Below are 22,889 nucleotides of genomic sequence, written 5' to 3' on the forward strand. Positions count from 1 at the left end.
ATATTTCCATAAAAGGATGAATTTATAATTTGAAATTAACCCTATCTAATAAAGCATCATGTTACGAAAGTATTGACACCAAGTAGACAGCTGATTAAAATTAGTTAGAATTCAAACTATTAAAATTAGATAGATATGGAGGTTAGTAGTGAGATGGGAAGCGAGGTGTATCCCGTTTGTCTTCCTTGGGAGGAAGAGAGCACGATGTATTTAATTAAATGGATTTTCACTACCGTCCGGCGCGAAATTGAAACAGCACTGCGCCCTTTGGGGCTCACCTCCCCACAATCGCAGACGCTCTATGTACTGGCGATGTCGCCTGGAATCACCAATACGGATTTGGAAAAGCTGTTGCTTATTGATAAATCAAGCGTTACTAGCCTGGTTAACGGGATCGTTAAGAAAAACTGGGCAGTACGCAAAAGTCACCCGGAAGATGCACGAATGAAGCAAATCTATTTAACGGAGGAAGGCTTGAAGATTCACAAGGTAGCTGAACGTACTATTGAGGCAATTAAAAGCTCGGTAGGTCAAACGTTATCTGTCAGAGAATCGGAGACGCTGCGTAGTTTGCTTAAAAAAATTCTCCGCGACTACCACCCTGCGGACGCCCGCGCTTGAGCGAATATATAGAGATTTTACCCGGATAGGGATATTCAAAAGCAGTAAATTACGATCTTAGATAAGAGGTTTACAGGAGAGGGAGACAACCAAATGATAAATGAACAAACTTATCCGAATGCGGATAAGCTTATGCGTGTGCTAGCTTTCACACTTGTTTTTTCAGTGATGAATGCTTTTATGTTTAATGTCGTTATGCCTGTGATTCGAGAGGAGTTTCATATTAGTGCTTCCGATGTAAGTTGGTTGCTGACTGGCTATATGATCGTGTATGCGGTTGGCTCGGTGACCTACGGCAAATTGGCAGATAAATATCGTCTTAAGGATTTGCTGACGTTTGGGATTATCTTTTTTGCACTGGGTTCGCTTATTGGACTGTTGGCCAATCAATTTTGGATGCTCATTGTAGCTCGTTTGCTTCAGGCTGCAGGGGCAGCTGTTATTCCGGCCACTGCTATGATCGTCCCAGTCCGTTATTTCTCGGCTGAAAAAAGAGGACGTGCTTTGGGCGTCACAGCAATCGGCTTGGCGTTAGGTACTGCACTGGCTCCGATTATTTCCGGTTTGATCACAGGCTTTGCAAGCTGGCGTTTTTTGTTCGTCATTTCCATGTTGCCACTGATCGCATTGCCGTTCTTTCGTAAATATTTGGACGATCAGCGTGGAGAGGATCAGAAGTTCGATTTTCTTGGTGGATTATTGCTAGGTGGAACAGTAGCCTTCTTATTACTTTCGATTTCGCAAACCAATATGATGTTTTTTCTGGTCGGTATGGTGTTATTTGCACTGTTTATATGGCGCATTAACACTGCACATGATCCATTTATCCAGCCGAAGCTGTTCCGTAACAAGCAATATTCATACGGGCTCCTTATCGCTTTTTTAGGGACGGGGATTAGCTTTGGATTGCCGTACTTGGCACCGCAGTTTCTGAACAGTCTCAATCAGCTTACGCCGGCAATAATTGGACTGGTTATGTTTCCAGCTGCTATTGCTTCGGCTCTATTGGGTAAAAGAGGGGGGCGTTTGGCGGATAGCAAAGGAAATTCGTTTCTCGTCTATACAGCTGTATCGCTTTTGTTTATCTGTTTTATCAGCTTGTCTACGTTTGTGGGTGCGTCTCCGTATCTGATTTTATTTTTGCTTATTTTCGGAAACGTAGGTCAGACCTTCATGCAAATTGCCATGTCCAACACGATTTCTCGTACCTTGTCGAAAGACCAGATTGGTGTTGGAATGGGGCTGTTATCTCTGCTGAATTTCATTGCCGGGGCGATTACGACAAGTATTTTGGGCAAAACGCTGGATAGTTCGTCGTCCTTTCATTTGAATCCTGTCGTATCTAATGTACAGGTGTTCAACTTTAGCAATATATTTACGGTGCTTGCACTGATTGCGCTTGTGACGATGGGACTTTATGCGTTGCAATTCCGAAGGGGTCCACGCCGTAATACGCCTGCTGTTGAACAAGGATAAACATTTGATGCAAACTCATGCCAAAACAAGGGTATAATATAGAAGGAAAAGTTCATCTATGGAAGGACGGAGTGTCCGGCATGACAAGAAACCTTCAATATGTACCCTATGGTTATGAGCCACCGATCGAGACGCATAAAGGGACCATGGTCTACTATGATACATTCGAGCAGATTACAGCCACAGAGCTGGAGCTTTTTGCCGAAACGGGGACTGCATTATCTTTTACAAAGCTGGTGCTGTATCCGCTACATGAAGAAACCGTCAGAAGAATGTGGAAGCAGCCGGTACGTTCGTATTACAAGCGGGTGGACGAGCTGGGAGAGTGGCAGCGTGAGCAGGCTGTGAGTGCTGTTGTGATTGAGAGCTGGGAAGGTAAGCGTAAAAAATATACGCCGATTGAAGCAGCCATCCGTTTTTTGGCGGAAAAGTATGCGACCCCACTTTTTTTGTACATGAGTCCTGAAACTGCAAATTTGTGCGCTTCCTATGCATCGTTTGGAGAATGGATTAGAAATGTCAGATTGGTGCTTTCGAGCGAACCCCAGGAACTTCATCCGAAGCTTGCACAGTACCGTAATCGCTGGAACACGGTAGAAGAAGCGACAAACCGTGACTCTAAGGTTGACAAAGCGGAGCATGAATTATAGAATAGAACTAATCGTAAAAATTACTATTGTAATTGTATACCATGTATTCCAATTAAGGAGGAAGAGAAATGCGCGTAATTGTTACCTTGGCATGCACCGAATCCGGTGATCGCAACTATACAACAACCAAGAACAAAAGAAATCATCCGGACCGTCTTGAAATGAAAAAATACTCTCCGCGTCTGAAAAAGTACACGATCCACCGTGAAACTAGATAACTCCAGTTAACGATGAAGAAATCGTGTTAAGTTTGCAAAAGCCTGCGTTATGGAACCGGCGAAAACTTGAATTAGTCTAGTGGACAGAGCGTCCAAAGTTAAAGCTTGCACCTAAGAAAATGGCTTTTTTTAAGGCTGTAGGATAGATGCCGAGCTACATGGCACGCTTTGCCTTTTGAATCGAAAGCACGTGGCTACCGAGTTCTCCTGTGCTGGTGTCAGCATTTGGGACGAGCCGGAGGACCATTCACTATATGCTTATATAACGATGAAGGCTGACGAAAGATCCGGAGCGTTCGTGCAATGGGCGATGCGATATATACGGCATCGTTTGCTTGTCGTTTACGAGCTTGAGCGCAACCGTTATGATCTGTCGTCTTTTTTTCTGGGGCATAACCGTTCCTTTTGCCAACTGATGGAGTATTGGTCAGTACGTTTGAGTTTGAAACTAAAACTATATGAAAGATTAGGTGAAACTAATGAAAAAAGATATTCATCCAACATTGAACAAAGTTATCTTTTTGGACCCTAGCTGTGGATTTACTTTTCTGAGTGCATCCACTAAATATTCGCAAGAAACAATGGAATGGGAAGATGGCAACACATACCCAGTTATCCGTGTAGATACTAGCTCCGCTTCCCACCCGTTCTTCACTGGTAAACAAAGAAACGTGGATATCGGTGGTCGTGTGGATCGCTTTAACAAAAAATATAACCTTAAGTAAGAACATTCGTGCGTTATGTTCATGGATTATGTCAATAATTCGTGGACATCGCTTTTTAAAAAACCTCCTGCAGATGCAGGAGGTTTTTTTTGCCTTAATCTAGACCTGTCATTTATAGCGAAATGAAGCACTGTTCCCATTGGTCGGTAATGGATGCTTTGTCGAGTTGCTCCCCAATGAGCGTGACATATCCCTGACTCACGGGAAGTGCAGTTGGCTGCCACTCCAAGTGATTTCCTGAAAATTGCAAAAGCATTGTACCTTCCTGAGGAAGCACGCAATAACCTTTCGCTCGAAGCAGCGAGGAGCCTAGCCCGGTCAAAAAGCGCTCCAATCGTTGTTTTTCGAGTGGCAGAGGAGAATATTGATGCAGCGTTAAGCTCTCCAAATGGGAAAACGAGTGGGTCTGGTTGGGATCGTGGCTGTGGCTATGACTTTGTGCAGAAATAACTTTGAACGGCGTACTTCTAGAGGTAATACTGGGTTGTCCAATGATTGTGGTGGGGGTTGCGACGGACAATGCGCCTGCATCAGTGGGCTGGACCTGTGCAAGTGCTGGTTGAGGTGTCTGTACAAGTTTCGCGGCAACGGATGTGGAGGCTAGAACAGGCTCTAGGAGTGGTTCAAGGTCAACCCGGCTATATTCAGTAGTCTGTAGTTTGGCCGTATCGTTGAGCTTGCGGATGCTCTTGACGACCTTCGTCACTTCACGGCTACTTGCTGCATCCGTCTTGTTCACCACAATAAAGTCTGCGGTGCGCAGCTGTCCGTGCAGGGTGCGAACCAGTTCTTTATCAGCCGTAAAGCGGCTATTGTATTCATGGAACAGCTCAGCATCCACAACACTGATGCTGTGAACCAGATAAAGCCGATCTGCCAGTTGAGGGGAGCGCAGCTCCTCCAGTACTTGTTCGGGGTTGGCTACCCCGGTGGTTTCCATGAAGATCAGATCTGGCTTCTGGCTGAGCAGGGTATGCAGAGCCCCTGCCAGCTCATTTCTTTTGCTGCAACAAATGCAGCCTTCTAGCAATCCTTCTACTGTTACGTCAGGCATTTCCTCTGAAATTATAGCGCTGTCTACATCATATTCACCCATTTCGTTCATTAAAACAGCAGCACGAAGGGGAATTTGGCGGGTATGGGCTAACAGGCGCAAAAGCAGTGTTGTTTTGCCGCTTCCAAGAAAACCACTGATTAAAATAACAGGAACTTTGTTCATCATTTTTCCTCCTTGGTGGGTTTATTGTGCTGTGTTCAAGCGATCAAAGGTAGCTACCGAGTCTGCTTGGGTATAGACATAAGGGGATTCTGGCTGCTCGACAGCGGTTATTTTTTCGGATCGAATTTCAAGTACCGGAGCGTTGCCCTTTTGTGTGGCATGCAGTGTTCCTTCAATGGTCACCCAGGTATCCTTGTCAAAGGACGGGGCTTTCTGGGATTGGACGATGATCCCGAAGGGCATGGCATCGGCAGTACAGCACATGACAAGGAATCTTCCTACTGCAAATAGGCCTTTACCCGGCAGGTTGTCGTCTTTATAGACAAAGCCAGTCACCTGTACTCTTTTTCCTTCAAAAGCTTGTTTATATAATTCAATGGCTCCAATAGTTTCGGAAAAAATCTCCGGCTTGATCTGTATGATAGGTTGCTGATATAGGCGTTTCGCCAGCTCAGCGAATTCTACATTGTACTTATCAGGCGGAACGAACAGCTTATCCAGCGTTTCCTGACTCCATTTTCCCTCTGGAGGGGGCGAAGTTGGGACAGAAGATGCAGTTGATAAACGGGAGGTGGTGGATGCTTTCGTGGTCTGTATATCTGTTTTTCGTCGGATATCCGGGTTGGGATACGTGAAGGACATGCCTTTTTTGGCGGCCATATCACTACCAAGTGCCTGATTGGGCAGCAGAGAACCGAACAGGAGCGGGATGAGCAGCATTCCATATACGAGTGTTTTTTTGAACCAGCTTTGCGGCAACGGATGCTCACAATCACATACACCCTCACCGTCTCGCTCCCCGATGATTCCGTGCCATGCCATCGCCAATGCGATGAACAAGAGGGGTACAGGACAGAGTAGGAGCAACTTTTGCATATGGGGAGCCAAGTAGTAATGAAGTGCATTCGTACGGTTTAATGAGATAATGTACACAGCCAATCCGATTATGAGTAAGGAGCGCATGCCGTATTGCCAGCGGATGCTAAAGGTTGAATTCACGTTTGTATTCACCTCCCTAATAACCATTCAGCAGCTATAGAACCCACTAGGACGAGTGAAACAATGAGCAAGCCCAAGATGGCGACAAATTTGGTGCGGAAGGTGCTGAGCAGCATGAGCGTGCCTTTGAAGTCTAGCATCGGACCGAGTACAAGAAAGGCTGCCAGCGGCCCCAGTGTAAAGGTATGCGAAAAAGCAGTGGCTACAAAGGCATCGGAGGTGGAACACAACGACAGTATGTAGGCAAAACCCATCATAAAGGCGTACGATCCGACCGTTCCTTCGCTTAACGAAAGCATTTCATCACGTGGGATGAAGGTTTGAATGCAGGCTGTTAATAATGCGCCGATAATGAGATATTTACTCATATCCAAAAACTCGTCACCAGCATGTACAAAAAAGCCCCGCCATGTGCGATTATGCCGATGGGTCTGATTGTTCTGTTTTTGCTGGTTAAAAGAGAGCAACGACCGTTTGAGCGGATGCACTCGTACAAAGGCATACACGATCATCCCGATGATCGCGGAGACGGCACAAGCCAAACCCATTCGAACGGCAGTGACCTCGGGATGGGAAGGGAAAGCCATCATCGTCGCAGCCAGTACCACGGGATTGATAATGGGCCCGCTTAAAATAAAAGTGATACCCATATAGGCAGGCATTCCCTTGAGCATTAATTGGCGAACGACAGGGATCATGCCGCATTCACAGATGGGAAACAGCATACCTAGCAAGGAGGCCAGCAGGACACCCGGTACAGGATGCGCAGGCGCTATTTTACGAATCCATGTCTCCGGTACAAGCCACTGCAAAAGGGATGAGACGAGCACACCGATAAGGAGAAACGGAACAGCTTCCAGAAAAATACCCATAAATACCGTTTTTAATGGCTGCAGCTGCCCCATATCTAACAAACGAAGCCACTGGGGAGATAGCGTGACAAGCACTGGGATGAGAAAGGCAAACGGAATCATAAAAGGCAGCATCTTCAACAGCGTACTGTTTTTCATTCCACGTCTCCTTGGGAATAAGGGTTCTTATCTAAAGCCTATGTCTGTAAGAGGACAATCATGCCCGCTGGATTATGCTTGTATCACCTCCTACATTGACAACTCAAAGAGTGGTCGTATATATTTATGTTTGTTATTAGTAATTATTACGATTAAAATCTGATAAATGATTGCAAGAAGGAAAATTTTACGGTACGATCCATATTAAATGTTGCAAAGACAAGGAGGGGTTATATGATACCGATTGTTGTTTTATCCGGTTTTTTGGGTAGCGGTAAAACCACTCTTCTTCAGCATGCGCTGGCTTACTACAAGGAGAAGGGCCTCAAGCCAGCCATTTTGATGAATGAGTTGGGTGATGTTAATCTGGACGGCAGTTTGGTAAATGGCCAAGCACCCATGAAGGAAATGCTCAGCGGTTGTATATGCTGTACTATTCGCGGGGACTTGGGCGTCGAGCTCATGAATCTTGCTGAGGAATATAAGCCGGACGTGATTATTGTAGAATGTACTGGAGTGGCTAACCCGATGGAGATTGTAGATGCAGTGACAGACGCCTCCATTTACTCTTCTATGATATTACAATCCGTTATCACGGTCATAGACGCGCGTCAATTTCTGGATTTTGTCTCGGGGAACGAGAGAAGCAAGTCGCTTCGTTTGATGCAGGATCAGCTTCGATGCGCTTCCAAACTGATTATTAACAAGACCGATTTATTGGCTGCGGGCGAGTTACAGAAAGTACAGGCCCTCGTAAAAGAGTTAAATCCATATGCTTTGACTGTGAGCACGCAACGAAGTGACGTGGACGCGGGTATTTTTTTCTCCACTCAAGGGGAGGAGCATATGGACGTTTCGCGACATAAGGAATCCACAGTTGATATTGAGAGTGAACATCCTCATTCGGAAAATCATTTGCACACGTATGACCATGATGACCATACAGATCATCAGTCTCATGATCACCATGATCACGACCATGACCACGAACATGGGGAGCATTATCATTCCTACGACCATGTAGTTGTTCACACGCATTTTTTTGGACAACCTGTGCCACGCTCCGAGTTTGAACAGTTGTTCCGCAGTTTGCCAGCTGAAATTTATCGGGCCAAAGGAATTGTGCGGTTTCTGGAATCAGAGAGTCAGATGATGTTTCAATTTGCCTATCGGGAGCTGGAAATCATTCCGATCCGCCCGCAAAAGACAGTGAACGATGTAGCGGTTGTCATGGGTGAGAATTTCTCTGCTTCCGAGATCGAGGAACAATTGAGAAAGCTGGAAGCGGCCGAGAAGCCATTGAGTAGTTCATGACTTTGAGAACGAGTCACCTTAATCCATCAAGACCTAATCCATCACAACATAATTCTCGTGCACACCTAGCTGGCAAGCCTACTTGGGGATTTACAACAATTCTGCTGCTGACTGCTGGGTTGTTGCTTTCGGTCACACTCGCGGTCATGCTGGGTCCTGTAGCTGTCGCACCGGGGACGATATGGCGAATTGCACTGTCCCATCTTCCCTGGCTGGACCAGTGGATACCCGTGACATGGACCAAGCCTGAGCAATATATCGTTTGGGAAATCCGCTTTCCACGCGTGCTGCTAGGTGTTGTCGTAGGAGCAGGGCTCGCAGTTACAGGGGCGACTATACAGGCATTAATTCGTAATTCGTTAGCGGATCCCTATATTTTAGGAGTCTCGTCTGGAGCTTCGGTAACAGCCACGTTGGTGATTGTGTTCGGAGCTTTCGGGTTTTTAGGACGACTTGCGCTGCCTTTATCTGCTTTTATAGGCTCTTTAACTGCAATGCTTATGGTGTTCGCGTTAGCCCGTGTGGCTGGGAGTATATCGACGACCCGCTTATTGCTGGCAGGGGTGGCGGTGTCTATGATGCTGTCGGCTGTGACTAGCTTTATCGTGACGATGGCCCCGAATGAAAAAGGCATTCGTGACGCGATGTATTGGATGATGGGAAGTCTGGCAGGTGCTCAATGGGACACGCTTTTCATTCCAAGCCTCATTGTAGCCGTTGGAACGGCTGTGCTCCTGACCCGATACCGGTCGTTGAATGCTTTGCTAACGGGTGAAGAGACCGCAGTAACGCTCGGTGTGAACGTGCAGGCGTTCCGCGTATTACTAGTTGTCGTAGCGTCTCTTTTAACCGGGGCAGTCGTATCGGTTAGTGGCTCGATTGGCTTTGTCGGACTTATGATTCCGCACATCGTTAGGCTGATAGTGGGATCAGATCATCGGCGAGTCCTGCCCGTCAGTCTGTTAGCGGGAGCTATTTTTGTCGTGTGGGCTGATGTATGTGCCCGGCTCGTGCTGGCTCCACAGGAGCTGCCGATTGGTATTGTGACGGCTGTGTGCGGAGGACCCTTTTTTGTGTGGCTGCTGCGTCGTAGTTCCTACTCGTTTGGAGGCGAAAAATGAATATAGAAGTCGAATGCGTGACCTTCAGTATTCACGACAAACGGCTAATCGACGGCATCTGTCTCCAGGTAAAAGCAGGGGAGCTAGTCGGATTGATCGGTCCGAATGGCAGCGGGAAATCAACGTTGCTTAAAAATATCTATCGTGTGCTAAAGCCTGACAGTGGTGTGGTTACATTGGATGGCCAGGATATGCTGCGAATGAAGTATAAAGAGACAGCCCGACAAATGGCAGTGGTGAGTCAGGATGCGCCGCAAACGTTTGATTTCTCAGTACGGGACATCGTCCTGATGGGTCGCCATCCGCATAAGAAACTGTTGGAAGCAGATACTGTCGTCGATCATGAACTGGTCGAGCAGGCGCTGGAGCGGGTAGGCATGAATGCTCAGGCAGATCAGGGCTTCGCTACCTTGTCCGGCGGCGAAAAGCAACGGGTATTGATCGCCAGAGCTTTGGCCGGGCAGGCGAAATTTCTTGTTTTGGATGAGCCGACGAATCATCTGGACATCCGGTATCAGCTGCAAATTCTGGATTTGGTCAAAACACTTCGGATAACTACGCTAGCTGCACTGCATGATTTGAATTTGGCGGCGTTTTATTGTGATCGAATGTATGTATTAAAAGATGGCAAAGTGGTAGCCTCCGGCATAACAGAGGATGTGCTTCAGCCAGACCTGCTGTGGAGTGTATTCGGGGTCGAGACAGAAATCTGCATTCATCCAAAAACCGGAAAGCCGAATATTACCTTTTTACCGGATTCTCTCAGGAGAGAGGCCATCCATGACGTTAACAGAAAAGGCGATACGATGAGGTAAGACTAACTACAAATAAAAGAGGAGACGGTACATATGAAAAAATATAGCAGGCCCGCGTTACCGCTGGTTATGCTCGCTTTGGCGATGATGCTGTTGTTATCAGCCTGTGCAGCAGAAAACACGGCTCAAACAAGCGATCCATCCGCGAACGGAGAGCAACCTGCCGCATCGCAATCGGCAACCAAGGAGACGTCGGTAGAGCTGGAAAACATGGGCGTTAAAATGGCATTTCCCGAGGCGCCCAAACGCGCGGTTACACTGAACCAGCACGCGACTGAGGTTATGCTAGCACTTGGGTTGGAATCCTCTATGGTAGGAACTGCGTATTTGGATGATCAGATTTTGCCAAAATATAAGGCTCAATATGACAAAATCCCGGTACTGGCCGAACAATATCCGTCCAAAGAGGTGTTTATGGCCGCTGCACCGGATTTTGCCTATGCGGGCTGGAAGAGTGCCTTTAATGATAAAAATTTGGGTTCCCGTGAGGAGCTAGCCAAACAAGGGGTGCTGACCTATGTACAGGAGTCCTCAAATAAGCCGGGCCCCACATTAGAAGATGTATATCAGGATATACTAAATATTGGGCGTATTTTTAGGGTTGAGGAGCGTGCAGAAAAGCTAGTAAATGAAATGCGTGAACAAGTGCAGTCCATTCAGACTCAAATTGGTGTTGTTGAACAGGCACCCAAGGTGTTTGTTTATGACAGCGGAGAAGACAAGCCCTTTACGGCTGCCAACAATTATCTAACGTCTTTGATTGAAAGTGTGAAGGCGAAAAATATTTTTGATGATATCGACAAAAGTTTTACTGAGGTAAGCTGGGAAGAGGTTGTGAACCGTAATCCTGACGTCATTGTCATTCTCGACTATGGAGATACTTCACGGGCGGATAAAGAGAAGCTGCTCCTGAGTAAGCCTGCATTAGCTGGTGTGGAAGCGATCAAAAATAAACGCTTTATAGTGCTGCCATTGTCCGCAGCGGCTGAAGGCGTGCGTGCACCAATTGCACTGAAAACCTTGGCTGCAGGCTTGTACCCGGATAAAATGAAGTAAACAAACAAAAGAGTTGCCAAAACATTGACGAACCTTGCCTAAACTGTTAAACTTGCTAATGCGTAAAGGTTACGTTTATCAAACGCTTATTTTTTTATTACCAAATCGTAATAATTACGGTAGATGGTTTAATGATCATAAACGACCTGGAGAATCTGCGCAAAGGATGATCGCTCAGATGGCTCCAGGCTTTTTAAAGGAAAAGGAGATTTGCGTCATGTTATTGGCCTCATTGGAACAGGTCACATTTGGCTACGGAGATGTTCCTAACTTGGTGGATGCCAATGTTGAAATTTTTTCGGGAGAATTTGTAGCCATTACCGGACCGAATGGTGCTTCCAAATCAACCATGCTCAAACTGTTGCTCGGCTTGCTTCAGCCTTGGAAGGGCAAGGTGTTCATGTCTAACCGTACAGGTGAAGGCAAAAAGCTCGTTGTTGGATTTGTATCTCAACAAATTGCCGCCTTCAATGGCGGATTTCCAAGTACGATTTTGGAATTTGTCCGTTCAGGAAGATATACTCATGGCTCTTGGTTACGCCGCATGCGGTCTGAGGATCATGATCTGACTGAGCAGGCGCTGCGTCAGGTAGGCATGTGGGATTTGCGTCACCGTAAAATCGGCGAATTGTCCGGTGGACAGAAGCAACGTATTTGTGTGGCAAGAGCGCTCGCTCAGGAATCGGATTTGCTCATTTTGGATGAGCCTACGACCGGAATGGATCAGGAAAGCCGCTACCACTTCTACGATCTGATGAATCAACAGGTTAAGGAATATGGAAGAACCGTGGTCATGGTGACCCATGGACTATCGGAAGTGCAACATTATCTGGATCGAATTATTGAGCTTGAGAGGAAGGAAGATGGCGGATGGAAATGCTGCACTACGACTTCATGCAGCGGGCATTTTGTGCCGGTGGGGTAATTGCACTGCTGGCCTCGGTGCTTGGAGTATACCTGATGCTACGGCGTCAGGCTCTCATGGCGGACATGCTATCGCATGTATCGCTGGCAGGGGTGGCAGCAGGTGCCTATTTAGGCATTAACCCGACGATAACCGGATTTATTGTTGCCGTAATCGGCGCGATTATCGTTGAGTACGTCCGCAGGTCTTATAAAACATATAGTGAGATATCTGTGGCTATTATTATGGTAGGTGGCCTCTCGACGGCCGTTATTTTAATGAATCTGAATCAGAGCATCAACAAAGGATTTTCCGCTTATTTGTTTGGTTCGGTAGTAGCTGTCAATCAGACAGAGCTGATGTTGATGATCGTTGTGGCTGTCATCGGAGGTATTTTCTTTTTCGTGTTTCGGCGCCCTTTGTATCAGATTACTTTTGATGAAGAAACGGCGAAGACCAATGGTCTTCCTGTCAAGTCCATCTCATTTGCATTTAGTATTTTAACAGGGATGATTGTAGCTGCTGCAATGCCGATTGTCGGTGTGCTGCTTGTCTCCTCACTCATCGTGCTCCCTGCAGCGCTGGCGATTCGAATTGCACCGAGCTTCGCGGCAGCCATCTGGATATCTATGGTCACTGCATTGATCGGCGTATTTATGGGTTTAACGGCATCGTATGAGCTCAGTACACCCCCAGGGGGGACGATTGCCATGGTGCTGTTATTATTTCTGATTGTAGGAGCCGGTATTCAAAAGCTGGTCCGCAAGCTGGGCAAGCAACAAGCTTCCCGACGGAAGAATGCGGCAGGCCAGTGAGTGTAAATACAGTGAGAATAACTAAAAAATCTATTGGATAAAGGAGTAATGAATATGAATACATGGTTCAAAAAATCATTTGTATTGTCTGCGGGACTAGCACTTATTTTATCTGGCTGCGGAGCCAAATCTGATAATACAGCTACAAATGCTTCCCAAACCGAGCCGAATGCGGCGCAAACAGCAGACAGTGGTAAGAAGCTGAATGTGGTCACCACTTTTTATCCAATGTATGAATTTACCAAGCAAGTTGCTGGAGACCATGCTAACGTAACCGCGTTGATTCCTGCTGGTGCCGAGCCGCATGACTGGGAACCAAGCGCCAAAGATATGGCACAGGTTAAGGATGCTGATGTGTTTGTTTATAACGGTATCGTCGAAGGTTGGGCAGAACAGGCTTTGAGCAGCGCGTCCAATGATAAACGTGTTGTAGTTGAAGCGAGCAAAGGATTAAACCTGATGGAAGGCACAGCTGAGGAGGAAGAAGGAGAAGAAGCACATGCAGAGGAAGGCCATGATCACGACCATGTGATGGACCCTCATGTATGGCTTGATCCAGTCTTGGCTCAAAAAGAAGTAGAGTCCATTGAAGCAGGGCTTGTGGCAGCCGATCCAACAAACAAAGCTGATTATGAGAAAAACGCTGATGCTTATATCGCCAAGCTGAAAGAGCTGGATACCGAGTTCAAAACAGGTCTGAAAGATGTAAAACGTAAAGACTTTATTACGCAGCATGCTGCTTTTGGTTATTTAGCTAAGCAATATGGTCTGACCCAAGTACCCATTGCCGGATTATCTCCAGAGCAAGAGCCTACACCGGACAAGCTGGCGGGGATTATCAAATTCGCTAAAGAAAATAATGTTAAAACGATTTTCTTCGAAACTCTTGTTGATCCGAAGGTCGCTGAGACCGTAGCTACTGAAATCGGTTCAAAAACCGATGTACTGAATCCGCTCGAAGGATTGACGGATGAAGACAAACAGAAGAACCTGGATTACCTTGGTGTGATGAAAAACAATCTGGAGGCTTTGAAAAAAGCTCTGAATGAATAAGAAATGCTAAACGAATAAGTTTATAAACTGACGTCGGAATGATACCGACGTCAGTTTTTTTATAACTATCCAAGAAGATTGTGCTTTTATGGCTAGTGCTCAAGATACAGTAGATATATAGTCCTTTGTAATTTGCTTTTCAGAAATGATTTACGTCATTGTGAAACGTTTTTTTGAAAACTAATTCTGTAGTAGCTAGTTTCAAATTTCTTTTATAATTCATTGGTAGCGTTTTTATTTTTACAGATTCTTTCTATTAATATTACCAGTTTTTTCACCGATATTGAAGTTTGGGTGTGCATATCATTTGACAACGGATTGGAGAGATTAATTTGGCAGCAGTTATAGTAGTGGATGATTCTTTGTTTATGCGTTCTGTGCTTAAAGATATTCTTTTGGATTTAGGTCACGCTGTTATTGCGGAAGCAGAAAACGGGTATGATGCTGTTTTGAAATACGCACACTTTCGTCCCGATTTAATCACCATGGATATTAATATGCCTAAGATGGACGGGCTTGAGGCTGTTAAAAAGATCATAGAACTTGATCCCCAAGCCAACATTTTGATGTGTTCTGCTTTGGGGCAGCAGGAAGCGATTATAAAAGCATTTCAGGCAGGTGCAAAAGACTTTATTGTTAAGCCATTTGAGATGGAAAGGGTCGTGAATGCAGTCACAAAATTGCTTGATAGTTAATGAATCAAGATTTTTAATACATAATTATTGAACATGTAGAAGCAGGAATTCCATGCTTATTTTCACGAATATGGAGATGAATAGGATGAGCAATCAAGTGTTGTCTCAAAAAGTATTTATAGACGAACTGATCGCTACGATCAAGAAAGGAGCGCTTGTCCCTGTAAATTATGAACAACTCGTCAGCGAACAAAGAGAAAGAATGGATGCTCTTAACAATGAACTCACCCTTCGAATTGAGGGATTAGAGACAGATTTGATCTCTGCTTCGACATATTCCATTCCTTTTGCCAATGGCGAAATTATGTTTCTTGCTCGCTATATTGTACTCATTGGGGATCATACCGAGGGATACTTTGTGTTCTATCGAGCAGAAGACTGTGAAAGCCCAGAGGAATATCAGTTTTTAACAAGCTCTTATCAACTTCCCCATTTATTACTTGAATTATCTCTGTCTTTAAAAGAACATGGTACTAATGAGCCGTTTGATATTCTCACTTATTGGAATGGCCCTGTCCATCCTCTGAAAGATTTGAATAAAGAAGATATTAAGCTATCCACTTATGAATTTTAATTCCCTTGAGAGAGTCAAATCCCTCAGGGGATTTTTTTACATTGATAATCAAACGCATGTTCGCATATAATACAAACAAACGTTCTGATAAGGAGTGAAGGATCATGTTGGAAAAATACGTGGGGCAGATCGTGGAAATCGTGTATTTGGATCGGAAGGGCAAGCTGTCTCATCGGCGTATCGAGGTGCATCGTGTGCAGAATGGCTTGATACGAGCCACCTGTCTACAGACAGGCCAGCCACGTGTTTTTCGATTAGATCATGTATTGGCATGGCATCCGGTAACCAGAACAGCATAGGGGGGGCTTATGATGGGGAAAAAGCTTGAAGGAAATGGCATATGGGAAAGCTCGCGCATGATTTTGCCTGAGCATCGGGAGGCATATTTAAGACTGATGAAGGAGCAAGGAAGGCGCGGCAAGCCAGCACTGGACGATCAGGAAATGCAGCAGATTGAACAGGCCATCATCGTATCCTATAACGAACGGAAGTCTATTACGCTAAAAGTGTTCAACCCGTTTGATGATGAGGAGCTTCGTGGATTGGTCACGGTGATTAATACAAGTCGGCGAGAAGTGAAGCTGTCCCGTGGGGAGGAGGATTTTAGCTGGATTAAGTTGGAGGAAATTATCGAGGCGGATATATAAAAAAGTCTGACTAAGTCGGACTTTTTTACATTTGTCCTGCCGTTTTATAATTAAGATTGTAGCTCTATGAATTCATATATAAAATAAACTGTAATTGCAAAAGGAGGAGTTCAATAATGAAAATTAGTAAAAATAATGCCGAACATTATATATGGGGAGATCAATGTGATGGTTGGCGCTTGGTGAAAAATAATGATTTGAGCATTATTCATGAGCGGATGCCCGGAAATACACATGAGGTCAGACATTATCATCATCATGCGCGCCAGTTTTTCTTTATTTTATCAGGTACAGCGGTACTTGAAGTGGATAGTGAACGAATCCAATTAGGATCTCAGGAAGGGTGTGAGGTTCCTCCTATGGTGCCTCATCAAATGTTTAATGAAACGAATCAGGATGTTGAATTTTTGGTTATTTCTCAGCCTGCGAGCAGAGGTGACCGGGTTCTGGCCGAAAAATAATATTTTGGAGCAGACATGTTCCAGCGAAGGTTGACAAGTCTTTTTTAGTACCGTATAGTGCTAAATATGATGAAAAAAAATAAAATCACGAATCGGGATGTTGTTCTGCGCATCGCCACCTCATTGTTTCTTACCCAAGGATATCATGCAACAAGTATGGATGAAATTGTGGCTGTGAGCAATGTGTCCAAAACGAACATTTACTATTATTTTAAAAGTAAAGAAGAGCTACTTTCAGCCATTCTGGATCAACTGATTCAAACGTATAATGAGATGATTTATGAAGTTGTTTCGCGTAAGGATCAGTCTGTTCAGGAACGTTTTGAAATCCTTCTTCAATTGCTGACAGAGCAAGAGACAGATTATTTGGGAGGCTGTCCCTTTATTACTCTTTATACGCAAATGCCTCAAGATAGCGCCTTGTTTCGGAATAAAATAAGCCAGTTCTTCCAAAGCCAAATCACTACCGTAGAAATATTGTTGAACGAGGGAAGGGAAAGATTAGAGATTCAGGCTGAACTTCCTGCGAGGTCGACGGCCCAATTCATCGTCTCGGCCATTGAAGGTGCGCTCTTTCTGCAGCATGCAAGCCAGGACCCGAGCATACTCGAAAATTTAAAATTTACTTTAGCACTTCTGCTAAAGTGATTTTTTTAATCTTTATTAGTACTACGAAGTACTAAAAATTAAAAAAGGCAGGTTTCGTATATGGCACATATCTTTATCACGGGCGGCACAGGATTTATCGGCATGCATACGTTACGACAACTTTCCAAGGAGGAACACACTATTACCGTCCTGGTTCGTTCGCAGCAGAAGTGGGAACAAATATGCAGGCAAATGGATTTGGAGACAGCATGGCATATCGGGAAATTAACATCGGTTATTGGCGATTTGAGTATACCTGCTCTAGGATTAAATCCTGCTGACAGGCAGCTCGTGGAGACCGCAGATGTGATAATTCATGCAGGAGGTCCGATGGATATTCTGCTGGGAGAGGAGGATGCGAGAGCAGCTTTTCTACAAGCGGCAGAAGAAATGATAACGTTGGCTACATATATTCATGCGAGCAAAGGGTTACGACATTTTATTCATTTGGTTGGGTACAAAAGCCCTTTTAATGATCATAACTGGCTTACTCCCGAGCCGGTCATCGCTCATTTGGAACAGGCACCTCCATATGAACGGATGAAATTTTTGGCTGATTTGCGTATCCGTCAAGGAGCACACAAGGAAGGATTTCCGCTTTCGGTTGTCCATTTGAGCGTTGTCATTGGTGACTCAGAGTCTGGGGATACGCCCCAAACTGGTGGGCTAGGCATTCTCGTAGGTTCTACAGCGCGCAAGCTTATGGGACTTGTCCCCGGCGGAAAATCTCATTGGCTCCCCTTGGTCCATGTAGATCATGCAGCCGAATTGATCAGTGCTCTTACGAAGGAATCACATCCTGCCAGCGAAACATACTACTTGATGGATGACAGACAGCAGAGTCCAACGATGATAGAGCTGGGAACGAATATGGCGAAGGAGCTTCGTGTACGTAAACCGCTCGGTTCGATTTCGCCAGCTTGGCTAACCAGTATACTGGGTACTCCTCTGGGCCAAAAGTTAGGTATTCCGAAGGAATCACTCGATTTTATCGTGGATGTGGACTACCCACTGGATGCAGCACGAGAGATTCAACGTAAATACGGGTTGTCACAGGCGATGAACAAAAGCGTGTTCCCATTTGTCATTACTGATCTTGATTTCAGGATTGCTCATTCCACCATAGATACAGATGGATATGTCCGCAACAGACGTGGGCCATTAGCTACACTGGAGCGAAGGGTGAAGAATGGAAATCCAACGATCGTATTAGTTCACGGTACTTTCAGCGGGGCAGATTGTTTGATACCGCTGGCAAATCAATTTCCGGAATCCTCTGTTTGCTTGGTGGATCTTCCCGGTTTTGGCCGTTCCCCATACCATCATAAGGAGGATGTACTAGAAGGCCACATTGAATCGTTAGTGCAGGCTATTCAGGCTTTGGAAACGCCAATCTGCCTTGTAGGTCATTCGTTCGGCGGACTACTAGCTGCTAAGGCATGGGAACGCGTACCTGAGCGTATCAGTAGCTTACACCTATTGCAGCCTGTATTGCATACTGCTCCGCGCAGATATCGGAGCGCACGAATTACGGAGAGTATGCTAGGCAGATTCAGCGATTCAGGCTTACGCAAGCAATTGCTTGCGCAGACTTGTTTTGAAAGTATCGACGATATCCCGCCAGCATACATCACGTATGTTCTTGAAGAAATGCGTTCCCCACGCGTAAGAAAGACGACTGCGCAAGCCCTAGCCATGCTAACGAAGTCCGATAGCTTCCGGTCGGTTCCTGAGATATCCGAAAGAATGTATAAAGAGGAGGTTTCGATTCTATGGGGTGTGAAGGATCAGATCTATAAGTTGCCCGAGCCATTTCATGCCCTGCATACGCTGAATATTCCGGCAGCTCATCATTTTCCGATCTCGCAACCGGAACGAACAGCGCAATATCTAAAGCAGCACATAGGACAGAATAACGTTAGTGTATAAAAATAAAACCAGCCTAGCACATGTAAATCAAGTGCCGACTGGTTTTTTATCAATAAATGTCCTTAGCATCTGCTGGGAGAGCTTTTACGTGATGGAGATAGTACGTAACACGTTGATCGTCCAGAGTCGGATATTCGTAATCATAATAGTTCGCTACTTCCAAGGCAACTTTTCTAAATAAATTTCCCATGATCAAAAGAGACTGCCACGTATGTTCATAATCTGCATCCGCAAACGTTTGGATATAGAGTGTCCAAAGATCAGGTTCAAGGTGGTTCTCGAAATATTTTCCCTGTTTACCCGGATCTGCAGCGAAGTCTGTTCGTATACCAATATGCCATTCCAGCATCAAGTGAAGCGCATCTCTCACAGGCCGGTCCAGCATAAATTTGGCATAGGGTAGCTCCTGTCGCCATAACCCTTTAGCCACATAAGTACTGACCCACCAAAACTCGTTGCAGGAATTCGCATAGACTTGGGCAGTTGGAGGTATCGTCTTATAATCTTGAAGACTTGGCGGTGGGAAAGGCTCCACAAGCCCGTCTTTATCCAGCAGCAGTACACTTAAGCTGTCTCGGGTCCAATTGGCAATGTTATTCGCAGGGTAGAGTGTAAGATCTATGCGATTGCCGTCCGTAAATAACATGAGAAAAGCAAAGCGATCGCGGGGCATCGGGATAGGTTCCATATGCTCATCGGGCGTCTGCATAATGATCAATTCACCAAAATGGTTGATCCAGCGACGTTCCTGAATAAAGCTGTCCATGGAGGATACGAGAAAGACGATATCATAATCCTGAAAAATGTCCCGTGGAGCATGTGGATTGGCGCGTGAACCATTCAGAATCACGGCACGTACCCGCTCGTCCTCTTGAGCAAAATGGAGAATGGTATGAAGCATTTCATGTTCACTTCTCATAATGTTGTCTCCATAAGCGGAAGGATCATCAAGGAAAACAACCTCCTGTAAGTTCTTTTATCTGGAAAAAGTCTCCTATCCTTACAATAGCCTATAGACAGAAGCCATTCAACAGTGCAGCCGAGGCCATCTTTATTACCAAAAGTACACTTGACCGAATTGTATGTGTTATCCATAATGAAGCGGAGGCATCAAGTACAGACCATCTTAGAGCCTAATCCTCTAATACGTTTAAAGGAGTGATGATGTTTGAATACGAACAAACAAATCAAAAAGCTTATGAGAGGTTTATGTATTTAGATGAATAAGAAAGAATCTCTCATAGGCTTATGGGAGGCAAATCGGACAAATGTGTGCTCATCACATGATTCAAGGAATGGAACTCGCGGAATCTTATTTTTATAAGGCATTCGGTCTTTTTAATACAATGAAGCATCACATATCGATTCAAGGTGTCATTAGCGGCACCATACCGGGTAGAATTTTTTTATCTAATAATGGGGATACCGCTGTATTGAGCAACCCCCAAGGCATTTTTCTGGGAGGAAGTCCGGACAATAAAGCCTTTTTAAAAGAAATCAACATGTTGCTTCAAGAAATCCTATTACCTCAACTGGCATCTAAAGGAAAATTAGACTACGTGCTATATTACCCGACAGATGAGAAGTGGGAAGCTGCTCTTGAAACCGTGATGAAGGATGTGCAGCCTATGAAGAGTGGCCGAATGACGTTTACTCAGCATTTGGACAGTGTAGCTAGCCCGCTTGGGGAGGATATCGTAGCAATAGATCGTGAACTATTAAAGCAGCGGCATCTGGCGGGTCTTGAGGATATCATTCATGAGATCCTGGACGGTTGGCCCTCTCAGGCTGCTTATGAAAAAAATGGATTTGGATGCGCTGCCATTCAACATACGGAGGAAGGCCCGGCCATTGTCAGCTGGTGCTTGACCGATTGGGTCGTGGGTCAAGAGTGTGAGTTAGGCATTCAAACTGTTGCGAGCTATCAGAAAAAAGGGTGGGCCCGAAAGGTAGCTCTCGGTGCGCTTTCTCTGGCCAAACAACGGGGGATCGCCAGCGTCGGCTGGCAGTGCTGGTCCGATAATATAGCTTCTCAAAGAACAGCCTTATCTGTAGGCTTTACATTGCTTGCGGATTTTCCGGTTCTGTTTGGATGGAATCTTCCCTTAAACAATCTTCTGGTGAACGGGAACTATTATATGCATGGCAATATAAAATATGGTGTAGCACCTGATTATGCCCGCTCGGCCTGGAGTTACGCACAAGCACTTGATCAAGGCTGGGATTGGAGTGGAGATGCGGGGCTATATTGGAATGCCGCCTGCATGTTTTATTTGACGGGTGAACAAAAACGCGCACGACATTATTATCAGAAGGCAATCGAGAAGGGATGGATCGACATCCATCAGCCACATTATCATGATTTTATTTATAAGGAAGCAAACAGCGAGCAGATTGCTCGTACTCTTGCTGAATCGATTGAATAAAAGGATAGAATGCAATAGAGGAAGGCCGCCATATCTGGTGGCCTATTTGAATAGTTTACGAATGGGCTCTACATCATAATCACTCGTAATTTTATAGGAAGTAACTTTATTTTTCGTTTTGGTTTCATCATATATTTCTATATAGTTTTGGTCATACAGTGTTATGCCAAATATGTCCCTTTCGTTTTCGTGATCTACGAAAATACTGAGCATGTATGCGGAATTAAGACCTTTATCTAATACACTGGATTTTCTTAATTTCATTTCAGCGAGAGCATTGAGGATACTTTGAATTTCATTCTTGTCTTTTACCAATTGGTCTGTATAGTCTGGCGATTTGCTAATGAGAATAGTATTAATCTTGGCTGTATCCATGCGATCCAAAATGACTTTTCTAAAAGAAGTATCCAGATTTACGATATAAATCATTCCGATTATAACTGATCAGAATGATTGCAGACTTAACGATGTAACGATTACATCTTCTCATAGGCTATATCTCTCCATAGTTGTAGAGGTGATGAGCTTCAAGACTTGGTACCGACCGCAAGCATATGCGGGCTCATACCGATTACAGATTCCTGTTCTTCAACCTGCCGTGATATATCCAGCAAACGGCTGCGATGGGAAGGAAACGCCCACTTTTCCTCAAATCCGGGTGCAATCCAGACGGGACCTTCCACGCCCAGTACACGAGGCTTCGGCAATCCAGCCGCCTTCCAGTCTGCGCGCAAAGCATCTGGTGTATGGAAGTAGGAGCGTGTGAGAAAAGAGGGATAAGCAGCAGGGCGCACATGCTGACCATCTGCCAGCTCCTGTCTGACCATATCCATGAACTCATCTTCCTCCACAATGGTATTGCGCTCGCCGTACACCGATAGTCCCCACAGTAACGAGCCAAACCTGGAAATAGCTGAAGTAATCAGCGTTCCGCCCTTCTTTAAGACACGCGCCGCTTCTTGCAGTGCTTTTACTCGTTCTTTCTGTTCCGTTAAATGATACAAAGGTCCCATTAATAGCACGATGTCCGCGCTTTCATCTTTACGATCAAGATTTCTGGCATCTGCGGTTTCCAGCTTGCTGATGATAGGGTTATTCAGTTGCTGCTGACGAGCGAATTCAATGGCTTGAGAAGAAAGATCAAATAGATGAACTTCATATCCCAGTTCTGCCAGCCACGAAGAGTAGACCCCTACACCGCCGCCAATATCATAAATAACATGAGTAGACTTGTTGAGATAACGGGAAATGATTTCTTTTGATCTTTCCAGCTCTATTTTTCCGATACCTCGCTCTAACCTGCCTATTTCTGCACCGCCATCATAATAAGCCAGAATTTCATGCGTATCTTTTTCGAGCATAGCGCACCTCATCTCAAGTGATTGGAATAATATAACATTAACACTTGTATCATGAACAAGTCTACCGTGATTGGGATAAAGAGACCATCGGAAGCATTGGGAAAGAAAAAAGCTGTTCCCCAGTAGCTAAACCTACTTTTTGGGAACAGCCC

At 45.2% G+C, this 22,889-nt stretch carries 26 protein-coding genes; 20 read left to right on the forward strand and 6 right to left on the reverse strand.

What is annotated here, in order from left to right:
- Window positions 1–153 precede the first annotated feature (153 nt).
- The 5 genes from NSQ68_RS11285 to NSQ68_RS11305 all read left to right on the forward strand — a co-directional run bounded on the left by NSQ68_RS11285 (window position 154) and on the right by NSQ68_RS11305 (window position 3,690).
- Window positions 154–621: a MarR family transcriptional regulator gene (locus NSQ68_RS11285; protein WP_342428846.1), complete on the forward strand. Its 468-nt coding sequence runs from the start codon at window positions 154–156 to the stop codon at window positions 619–621.
- A 93-nt stretch (window positions 622–714) separates the two neighbouring features.
- Window positions 715–2,097, forward strand: coding sequence for an MFS transporter (locus tag NSQ68_RS11290; protein WP_039273353.1), 1,383 nt, complete (start codon window positions 715–717; stop codon window positions 2,095–2,097).
- An 80-nt stretch (window positions 2,098–2,177) separates the two neighbouring features.
- The gene (locus NSQ68_RS11295; RefSeq protein ID WP_342428847.1) at window positions 2,178–2,747 is read left to right on the forward strand and encodes a hypothetical protein; all 570 of its coding nucleotides are present in this window, start codon (window positions 2,178–2,180) and stop codon (window positions 2,745–2,747) included.
- A 68-nt stretch (window positions 2,748–2,815) separates the two neighbouring features.
- Entirely contained in the window at window positions 2,816–2,965 is a 150-nt protein-coding gene (gene rpmG / locus NSQ68_RS11300; protein ID WP_013310116.1) for a 50S ribosomal protein L33, read from the forward strand.
- Between the two features lie 479 nt (window positions 2,966–3,444).
- Window positions 3,445–3,690, forward strand: coding sequence for a type B 50S ribosomal protein L31 (locus NSQ68_RS11305; protein ID WP_013310118.1), 246 nt, complete (start codon window positions 3,445–3,447; stop codon window positions 3,688–3,690).
- 112 nt (window positions 3,691–3,802) lie between these two features.
- Here the strand turns inward: NSQ68_RS11305 and NSQ68_RS11310 are convergent, their stop codons facing one another.
- Genes NSQ68_RS11310 through NSQ68_RS11320 form a run of 3 tightly spaced genes read right to left on the reverse strand, consistent with a single transcriptional unit; the run spans window position 3,803 to window position 6,918 of the window.
- Entirely contained in the window at window positions 3,803–4,912 is a 1,110-nt protein-coding gene (locus NSQ68_RS11310; protein ID WP_342428848.1) for a CobW family GTP-binding protein, read from the reverse strand.
- A gap of 18 nt (window positions 4,913–4,930) precedes the next feature.
- Window positions 4,931–5,908 carry a TIGR03943 family protein gene (locus NSQ68_RS11315; RefSeq protein ID WP_342428849.1) on the reverse strand — a complete coding sequence of 326 codons (978 nt, stop codon included), beginning with the start codon at window positions 5,906–5,908 and terminating at the stop codon, window positions 4,931–4,933.
- Window positions 5,909–5,916: 8 nt separating this feature from the next.
- A complete protein-coding gene (locus NSQ68_RS11320) occupies window positions 5,917–6,918 on the reverse strand; it encodes a permease (protein ID WP_342428850.1) in 1,002 nt (333 codons plus the stop codon).
- Between the two features lie 234 nt (window positions 6,919–7,152).
- On the opposite strand from NSQ68_RS11320, the gene NSQ68_RS11325 reads away from it, so the two are divergent.
- The 14 genes from NSQ68_RS11325 to NSQ68_RS11390 all read left to right on the forward strand — a co-directional run bounded on the left by NSQ68_RS11325 (window position 7,153) and on the right by NSQ68_RS11390 (window position 18,950).
- Window positions 7,153–8,232: a CobW family GTP-binding protein gene (locus tag NSQ68_RS11325; RefSeq protein WP_342428851.1), complete on the forward strand. Its 1,080-nt coding sequence runs from the start codon at window positions 7,153–7,155 to the stop codon at window positions 8,230–8,232.
- Window positions 8,229–9,353: an iron ABC transporter permease gene (locus NSQ68_RS11330; RefSeq protein ID WP_342428852.1), complete on the forward strand. Its 1,125-nt coding sequence runs from the start codon at window positions 8,229–8,231 to the stop codon at window positions 9,351–9,353. The genes NSQ68_RS11325 and NSQ68_RS11330 overlap by 4 nt, the downstream gene beginning before the upstream one ends.
- Window positions 9,350–10,168: an ABC transporter ATP-binding protein gene (locus NSQ68_RS11335; RefSeq protein WP_342428853.1), complete on the forward strand. Its 819-nt coding sequence runs from the start codon at window positions 9,350–9,352 to the stop codon at window positions 10,166–10,168. Before NSQ68_RS11330 ends, NSQ68_RS11335 begins: the two co-directional genes overlap by 4 nt.
- Before the next feature lie 33 nt (window positions 10,169–10,201).
- Entirely contained in the window at window positions 10,202–11,224 is a 1,023-nt protein-coding gene (locus NSQ68_RS11340) for an ABC transporter substrate-binding protein (RefSeq protein WP_307350273.1), read from the forward strand.
- A 217-nt stretch (window positions 11,225–11,441) separates the two neighbouring features.
- Complete coding sequence (locus NSQ68_RS11345; RefSeq protein ID WP_039273487.1) at window positions 11,442–12,149, forward strand: metal ABC transporter ATP-binding protein; 708 nt, start codon at window positions 11,442–11,444, stop codon at window positions 12,147–12,149.
- Window positions 12,095–12,943 carry a metal ABC transporter permease gene (locus NSQ68_RS11350; RefSeq protein ID WP_307350275.1) on the forward strand — a complete coding sequence of 283 codons (849 nt, stop codon included), beginning with the start codon at window positions 12,095–12,097 and terminating at the stop codon, window positions 12,941–12,943. Before NSQ68_RS11345 ends, NSQ68_RS11350 begins: the two co-directional genes overlap by 55 nt.
- A 54-nt stretch (window positions 12,944–12,997) precedes the next feature.
- Complete coding sequence (locus NSQ68_RS11355) at window positions 12,998–13,996, forward strand: metal ABC transporter substrate-binding protein (protein ID WP_307350277.1); 999 nt, start codon at window positions 12,998–13,000, stop codon at window positions 13,994–13,996.
- 332 nt (window positions 13,997–14,328) lie between these two features.
- On the forward strand, window positions 14,329–14,691 hold the full coding sequence (locus NSQ68_RS11360; protein WP_029519165.1) for a response regulator: 363 nt from the start codon (window positions 14,329–14,331) through the stop codon (window positions 14,689–14,691).
- Window positions 14,692–14,776: 85 nt separating this feature from the next.
- Window positions 14,777–15,265: a hypothetical protein gene (locus NSQ68_RS11365; RefSeq protein WP_342428854.1), complete on the forward strand. Its 489-nt coding sequence runs from the start codon at window positions 14,777–14,779 to the stop codon at window positions 15,263–15,265.
- Between the two features lie 104 nt (window positions 15,266–15,369).
- A complete protein-coding gene (locus NSQ68_RS11370; protein ID WP_013310131.1) occupies window positions 15,370–15,564 on the forward strand; it encodes a hypothetical protein in 195 nt (64 codons plus the stop codon).
- Between the two features lie 12 nt (window positions 15,565–15,576).
- Window positions 15,577–15,912 carry a YolD-like family protein gene (locus tag NSQ68_RS11375; RefSeq protein WP_342429104.1) on the forward strand — a complete coding sequence of 112 codons (336 nt, stop codon included), beginning with the start codon at window positions 15,577–15,579 and terminating at the stop codon, window positions 15,910–15,912.
- Window positions 15,913–16,028: 116 nt separating this feature from the next.
- Entirely contained in the window at window positions 16,029–16,373 is a 345-nt protein-coding gene (locus NSQ68_RS11380) for a cupin domain-containing protein (protein WP_342428855.1), read from the forward strand.
- A gap of 66 nt (window positions 16,374–16,439) precedes the next feature.
- Window positions 16,440–17,021: a TetR/AcrR family transcriptional regulator gene (locus NSQ68_RS11385; RefSeq protein WP_341161606.1), complete on the forward strand. Its 582-nt coding sequence runs from the start codon at window positions 16,440–16,442 to the stop codon at window positions 17,019–17,021.
- A 60-nt stretch (window positions 17,022–17,081) separates the two neighbouring features.
- Window positions 17,082–18,950, forward strand: a complete 1,869-nt coding sequence (locus NSQ68_RS11390; protein WP_342428856.1) for an alpha/beta fold hydrolase — start codon at window positions 17,082–17,084, stop codon at window positions 18,948–18,950.
- Between the two features lie 49 nt (window positions 18,951–18,999).
- Here the strand turns inward: NSQ68_RS11390 and NSQ68_RS11395 are convergent, their stop codons facing one another.
- Window positions 19,000–19,869, reverse strand: coding sequence for an aminoglycoside 6-adenylyltransferase (locus NSQ68_RS11395; protein ID WP_342428857.1), 870 nt, complete (start codon window positions 19,867–19,869; stop codon window positions 19,000–19,002).
- Window positions 19,870–20,218: 349 nt separating this feature from the next.
- Here NSQ68_RS11395 and NSQ68_RS11400 point away from each other — a divergent pair, with 349 nt between their 5' ends.
- Window positions 20,219–21,376, forward strand: coding sequence for a GNAT family N-acetyltransferase (locus tag NSQ68_RS11400; protein WP_342428858.1), 1,158 nt, complete (start codon window positions 20,219–20,221; stop codon window positions 21,374–21,376).
- 42 nt (window positions 21,377–21,418) lie between these two features.
- Here the strand turns inward: NSQ68_RS11400 and NSQ68_RS11405 are convergent, their stop codons facing one another.
- Window positions 21,419–21,751, reverse strand: a complete 333-nt coding sequence (locus NSQ68_RS11405) for a DUF5301 domain-containing protein (protein ID WP_342429105.1) — start codon at window positions 21,749–21,751, stop codon at window positions 21,419–21,421.
- A gap of 152 nt (window positions 21,752–21,903) precedes the next feature.
- Window positions 21,904–22,737 (reverse strand): class I SAM-dependent methyltransferase, encoded by an 834-nt coding sequence (locus tag NSQ68_RS11410; RefSeq protein ID WP_342428859.1) that lies wholly within the window; start codon window positions 22,735–22,737, stop codon window positions 21,904–21,906.
- Window positions 22,738–22,889 lie beyond the last annotated feature (152 nt).

It is taken from the genome of Paenibacillus sp. FSL L8-0158 (assembly GCF_038592965.1).
Lineage (GTDB): Bacteria > Bacillota > Bacilli > Paenibacillales > Paenibacillaceae > Paenibacillus > Paenibacillus polymyxa_D.

Bases quoted from the DNA above. Each gene is read 5' to 3' on its own strand.
- NSQ68_RS11285 (WP_342428846.1), top strand. From the start codon at position 154: ATGGGAAGCGAGGTGTATCCCGTTTGTCTTCCTTGGGAGGAAGAGAGC.
- NSQ68_RS11290 (WP_039273353.1), top strand. From the start codon at position 715: ATGATAAATGAACAAACTTATCCGAATGCGGATAAGCTTATGCGTGTG.
- NSQ68_RS11295 (WP_342428847.1), top strand. From the start codon at position 2,178: ATGACAAGAAACCTTCAATATGTACCCTATGGTTATGAGCCACCGATC.
- rpmG (WP_013310116.1), top strand. From the start codon at position 2,816: ATGCGCGTAATTGTTACCTTGGCATGCACCGAATCCGGTGATCGCAAC.
- NSQ68_RS11305 (WP_013310118.1), top strand. From the start codon at position 3,445: ATGAAAAAAGATATTCATCCAACATTGAACAAAGTTATCTTTTTGGAC.
- NSQ68_RS11310 (WP_342428848.1), bottom strand. From the start codon at position 4,912: ATGATGAACAAAGTTCCTGTTATTTTAATCAGTGGTTTTCTTGGAAGC.
- NSQ68_RS11320 (WP_342428850.1), bottom strand. From the start codon at position 6,918: ATGAAAAACAGTACGCTGTTGAAGATGCTGCCTTTTATGATTCCGTTT.
- NSQ68_RS11325 (WP_342428851.1), top strand. From the start codon at position 7,153: ATGATACCGATTGTTGTTTTATCCGGTTTTTTGGGTAGCGGTAAAACC.
- NSQ68_RS11330 (WP_342428852.1), top strand. From the start codon at position 8,229: ATGACTTTGAGAACGAGTCACCTTAATCCATCAAGACCTAATCCATCA.
- NSQ68_RS11335 (WP_342428853.1), top strand. From the start codon at position 9,350: ATGAATATAGAAGTCGAATGCGTGACCTTCAGTATTCACGACAAACGG.
- NSQ68_RS11340 (WP_307350273.1), top strand. From the start codon at position 10,202: ATGAAAAAATATAGCAGGCCCGCGTTACCGCTGGTTATGCTCGCTTTG.
- NSQ68_RS11345 (WP_039273487.1), top strand. From the start codon at position 11,442: ATGTTATTGGCCTCATTGGAACAGGTCACATTTGGCTACGGAGATGTT.
- NSQ68_RS11350 (WP_307350275.1), top strand. From the start codon at position 12,095: ATGGAAATGCTGCACTACGACTTCATGCAGCGGGCATTTTGTGCCGGT.
- NSQ68_RS11355 (WP_307350277.1), top strand. From the start codon at position 12,998: ATGAATACATGGTTCAAAAAATCATTTGTATTGTCTGCGGGACTAGCA.
- NSQ68_RS11365 (WP_342428854.1), top strand. From the start codon at position 14,777: ATGAGCAATCAAGTGTTGTCTCAAAAAGTATTTATAGACGAACTGATC.
- NSQ68_RS11370 (WP_013310131.1), top strand. From the start codon at position 15,370: ATGTTGGAAAAATACGTGGGGCAGATCGTGGAAATCGTGTATTTGGAT.
- NSQ68_RS11375 (WP_342429104.1), top strand. From the start codon at position 15,577: ATGGGGAAAAAGCTTGAAGGAAATGGCATATGGGAAAGCTCGCGCATG.
- NSQ68_RS11380 (WP_342428855.1), top strand. From the start codon at position 16,029: ATGAAAATTAGTAAAAATAATGCCGAACATTATATATGGGGAGATCAA.
- NSQ68_RS11385 (WP_341161606.1), top strand. From the start codon at position 16,440: ATGATGAAAAAAAATAAAATCACGAATCGGGATGTTGTTCTGCGCATC.
- NSQ68_RS11390 (WP_342428856.1), top strand. From the start codon at position 17,082: ATGGCACATATCTTTATCACGGGCGGCACAGGATTTATCGGCATGCAT.
- NSQ68_RS11395 (WP_342428857.1), bottom strand. From the start codon at position 19,869: ATGAGAAGTGAACATGAAATGCTTCATACCATTCTCCATTTTGCTCAA.
- NSQ68_RS11400 (WP_342428858.1), top strand. From the start codon at position 20,219: ATGTGTGCTCATCACATGATTCAAGGAATGGAACTCGCGGAATCTTAT.
- NSQ68_RS11405 (WP_342429105.1), bottom strand. From the start codon at position 21,751: ATGGATACAGCCAAGATTAATACTATTCTCATTAGCAAATCGCCAGAC.
- NSQ68_RS11410 (WP_342428859.1), bottom strand. From the start codon at position 22,737: ATGCTCGAAAAAGATACGCATGAAATTCTGGCTTATTATGATGGCGGT.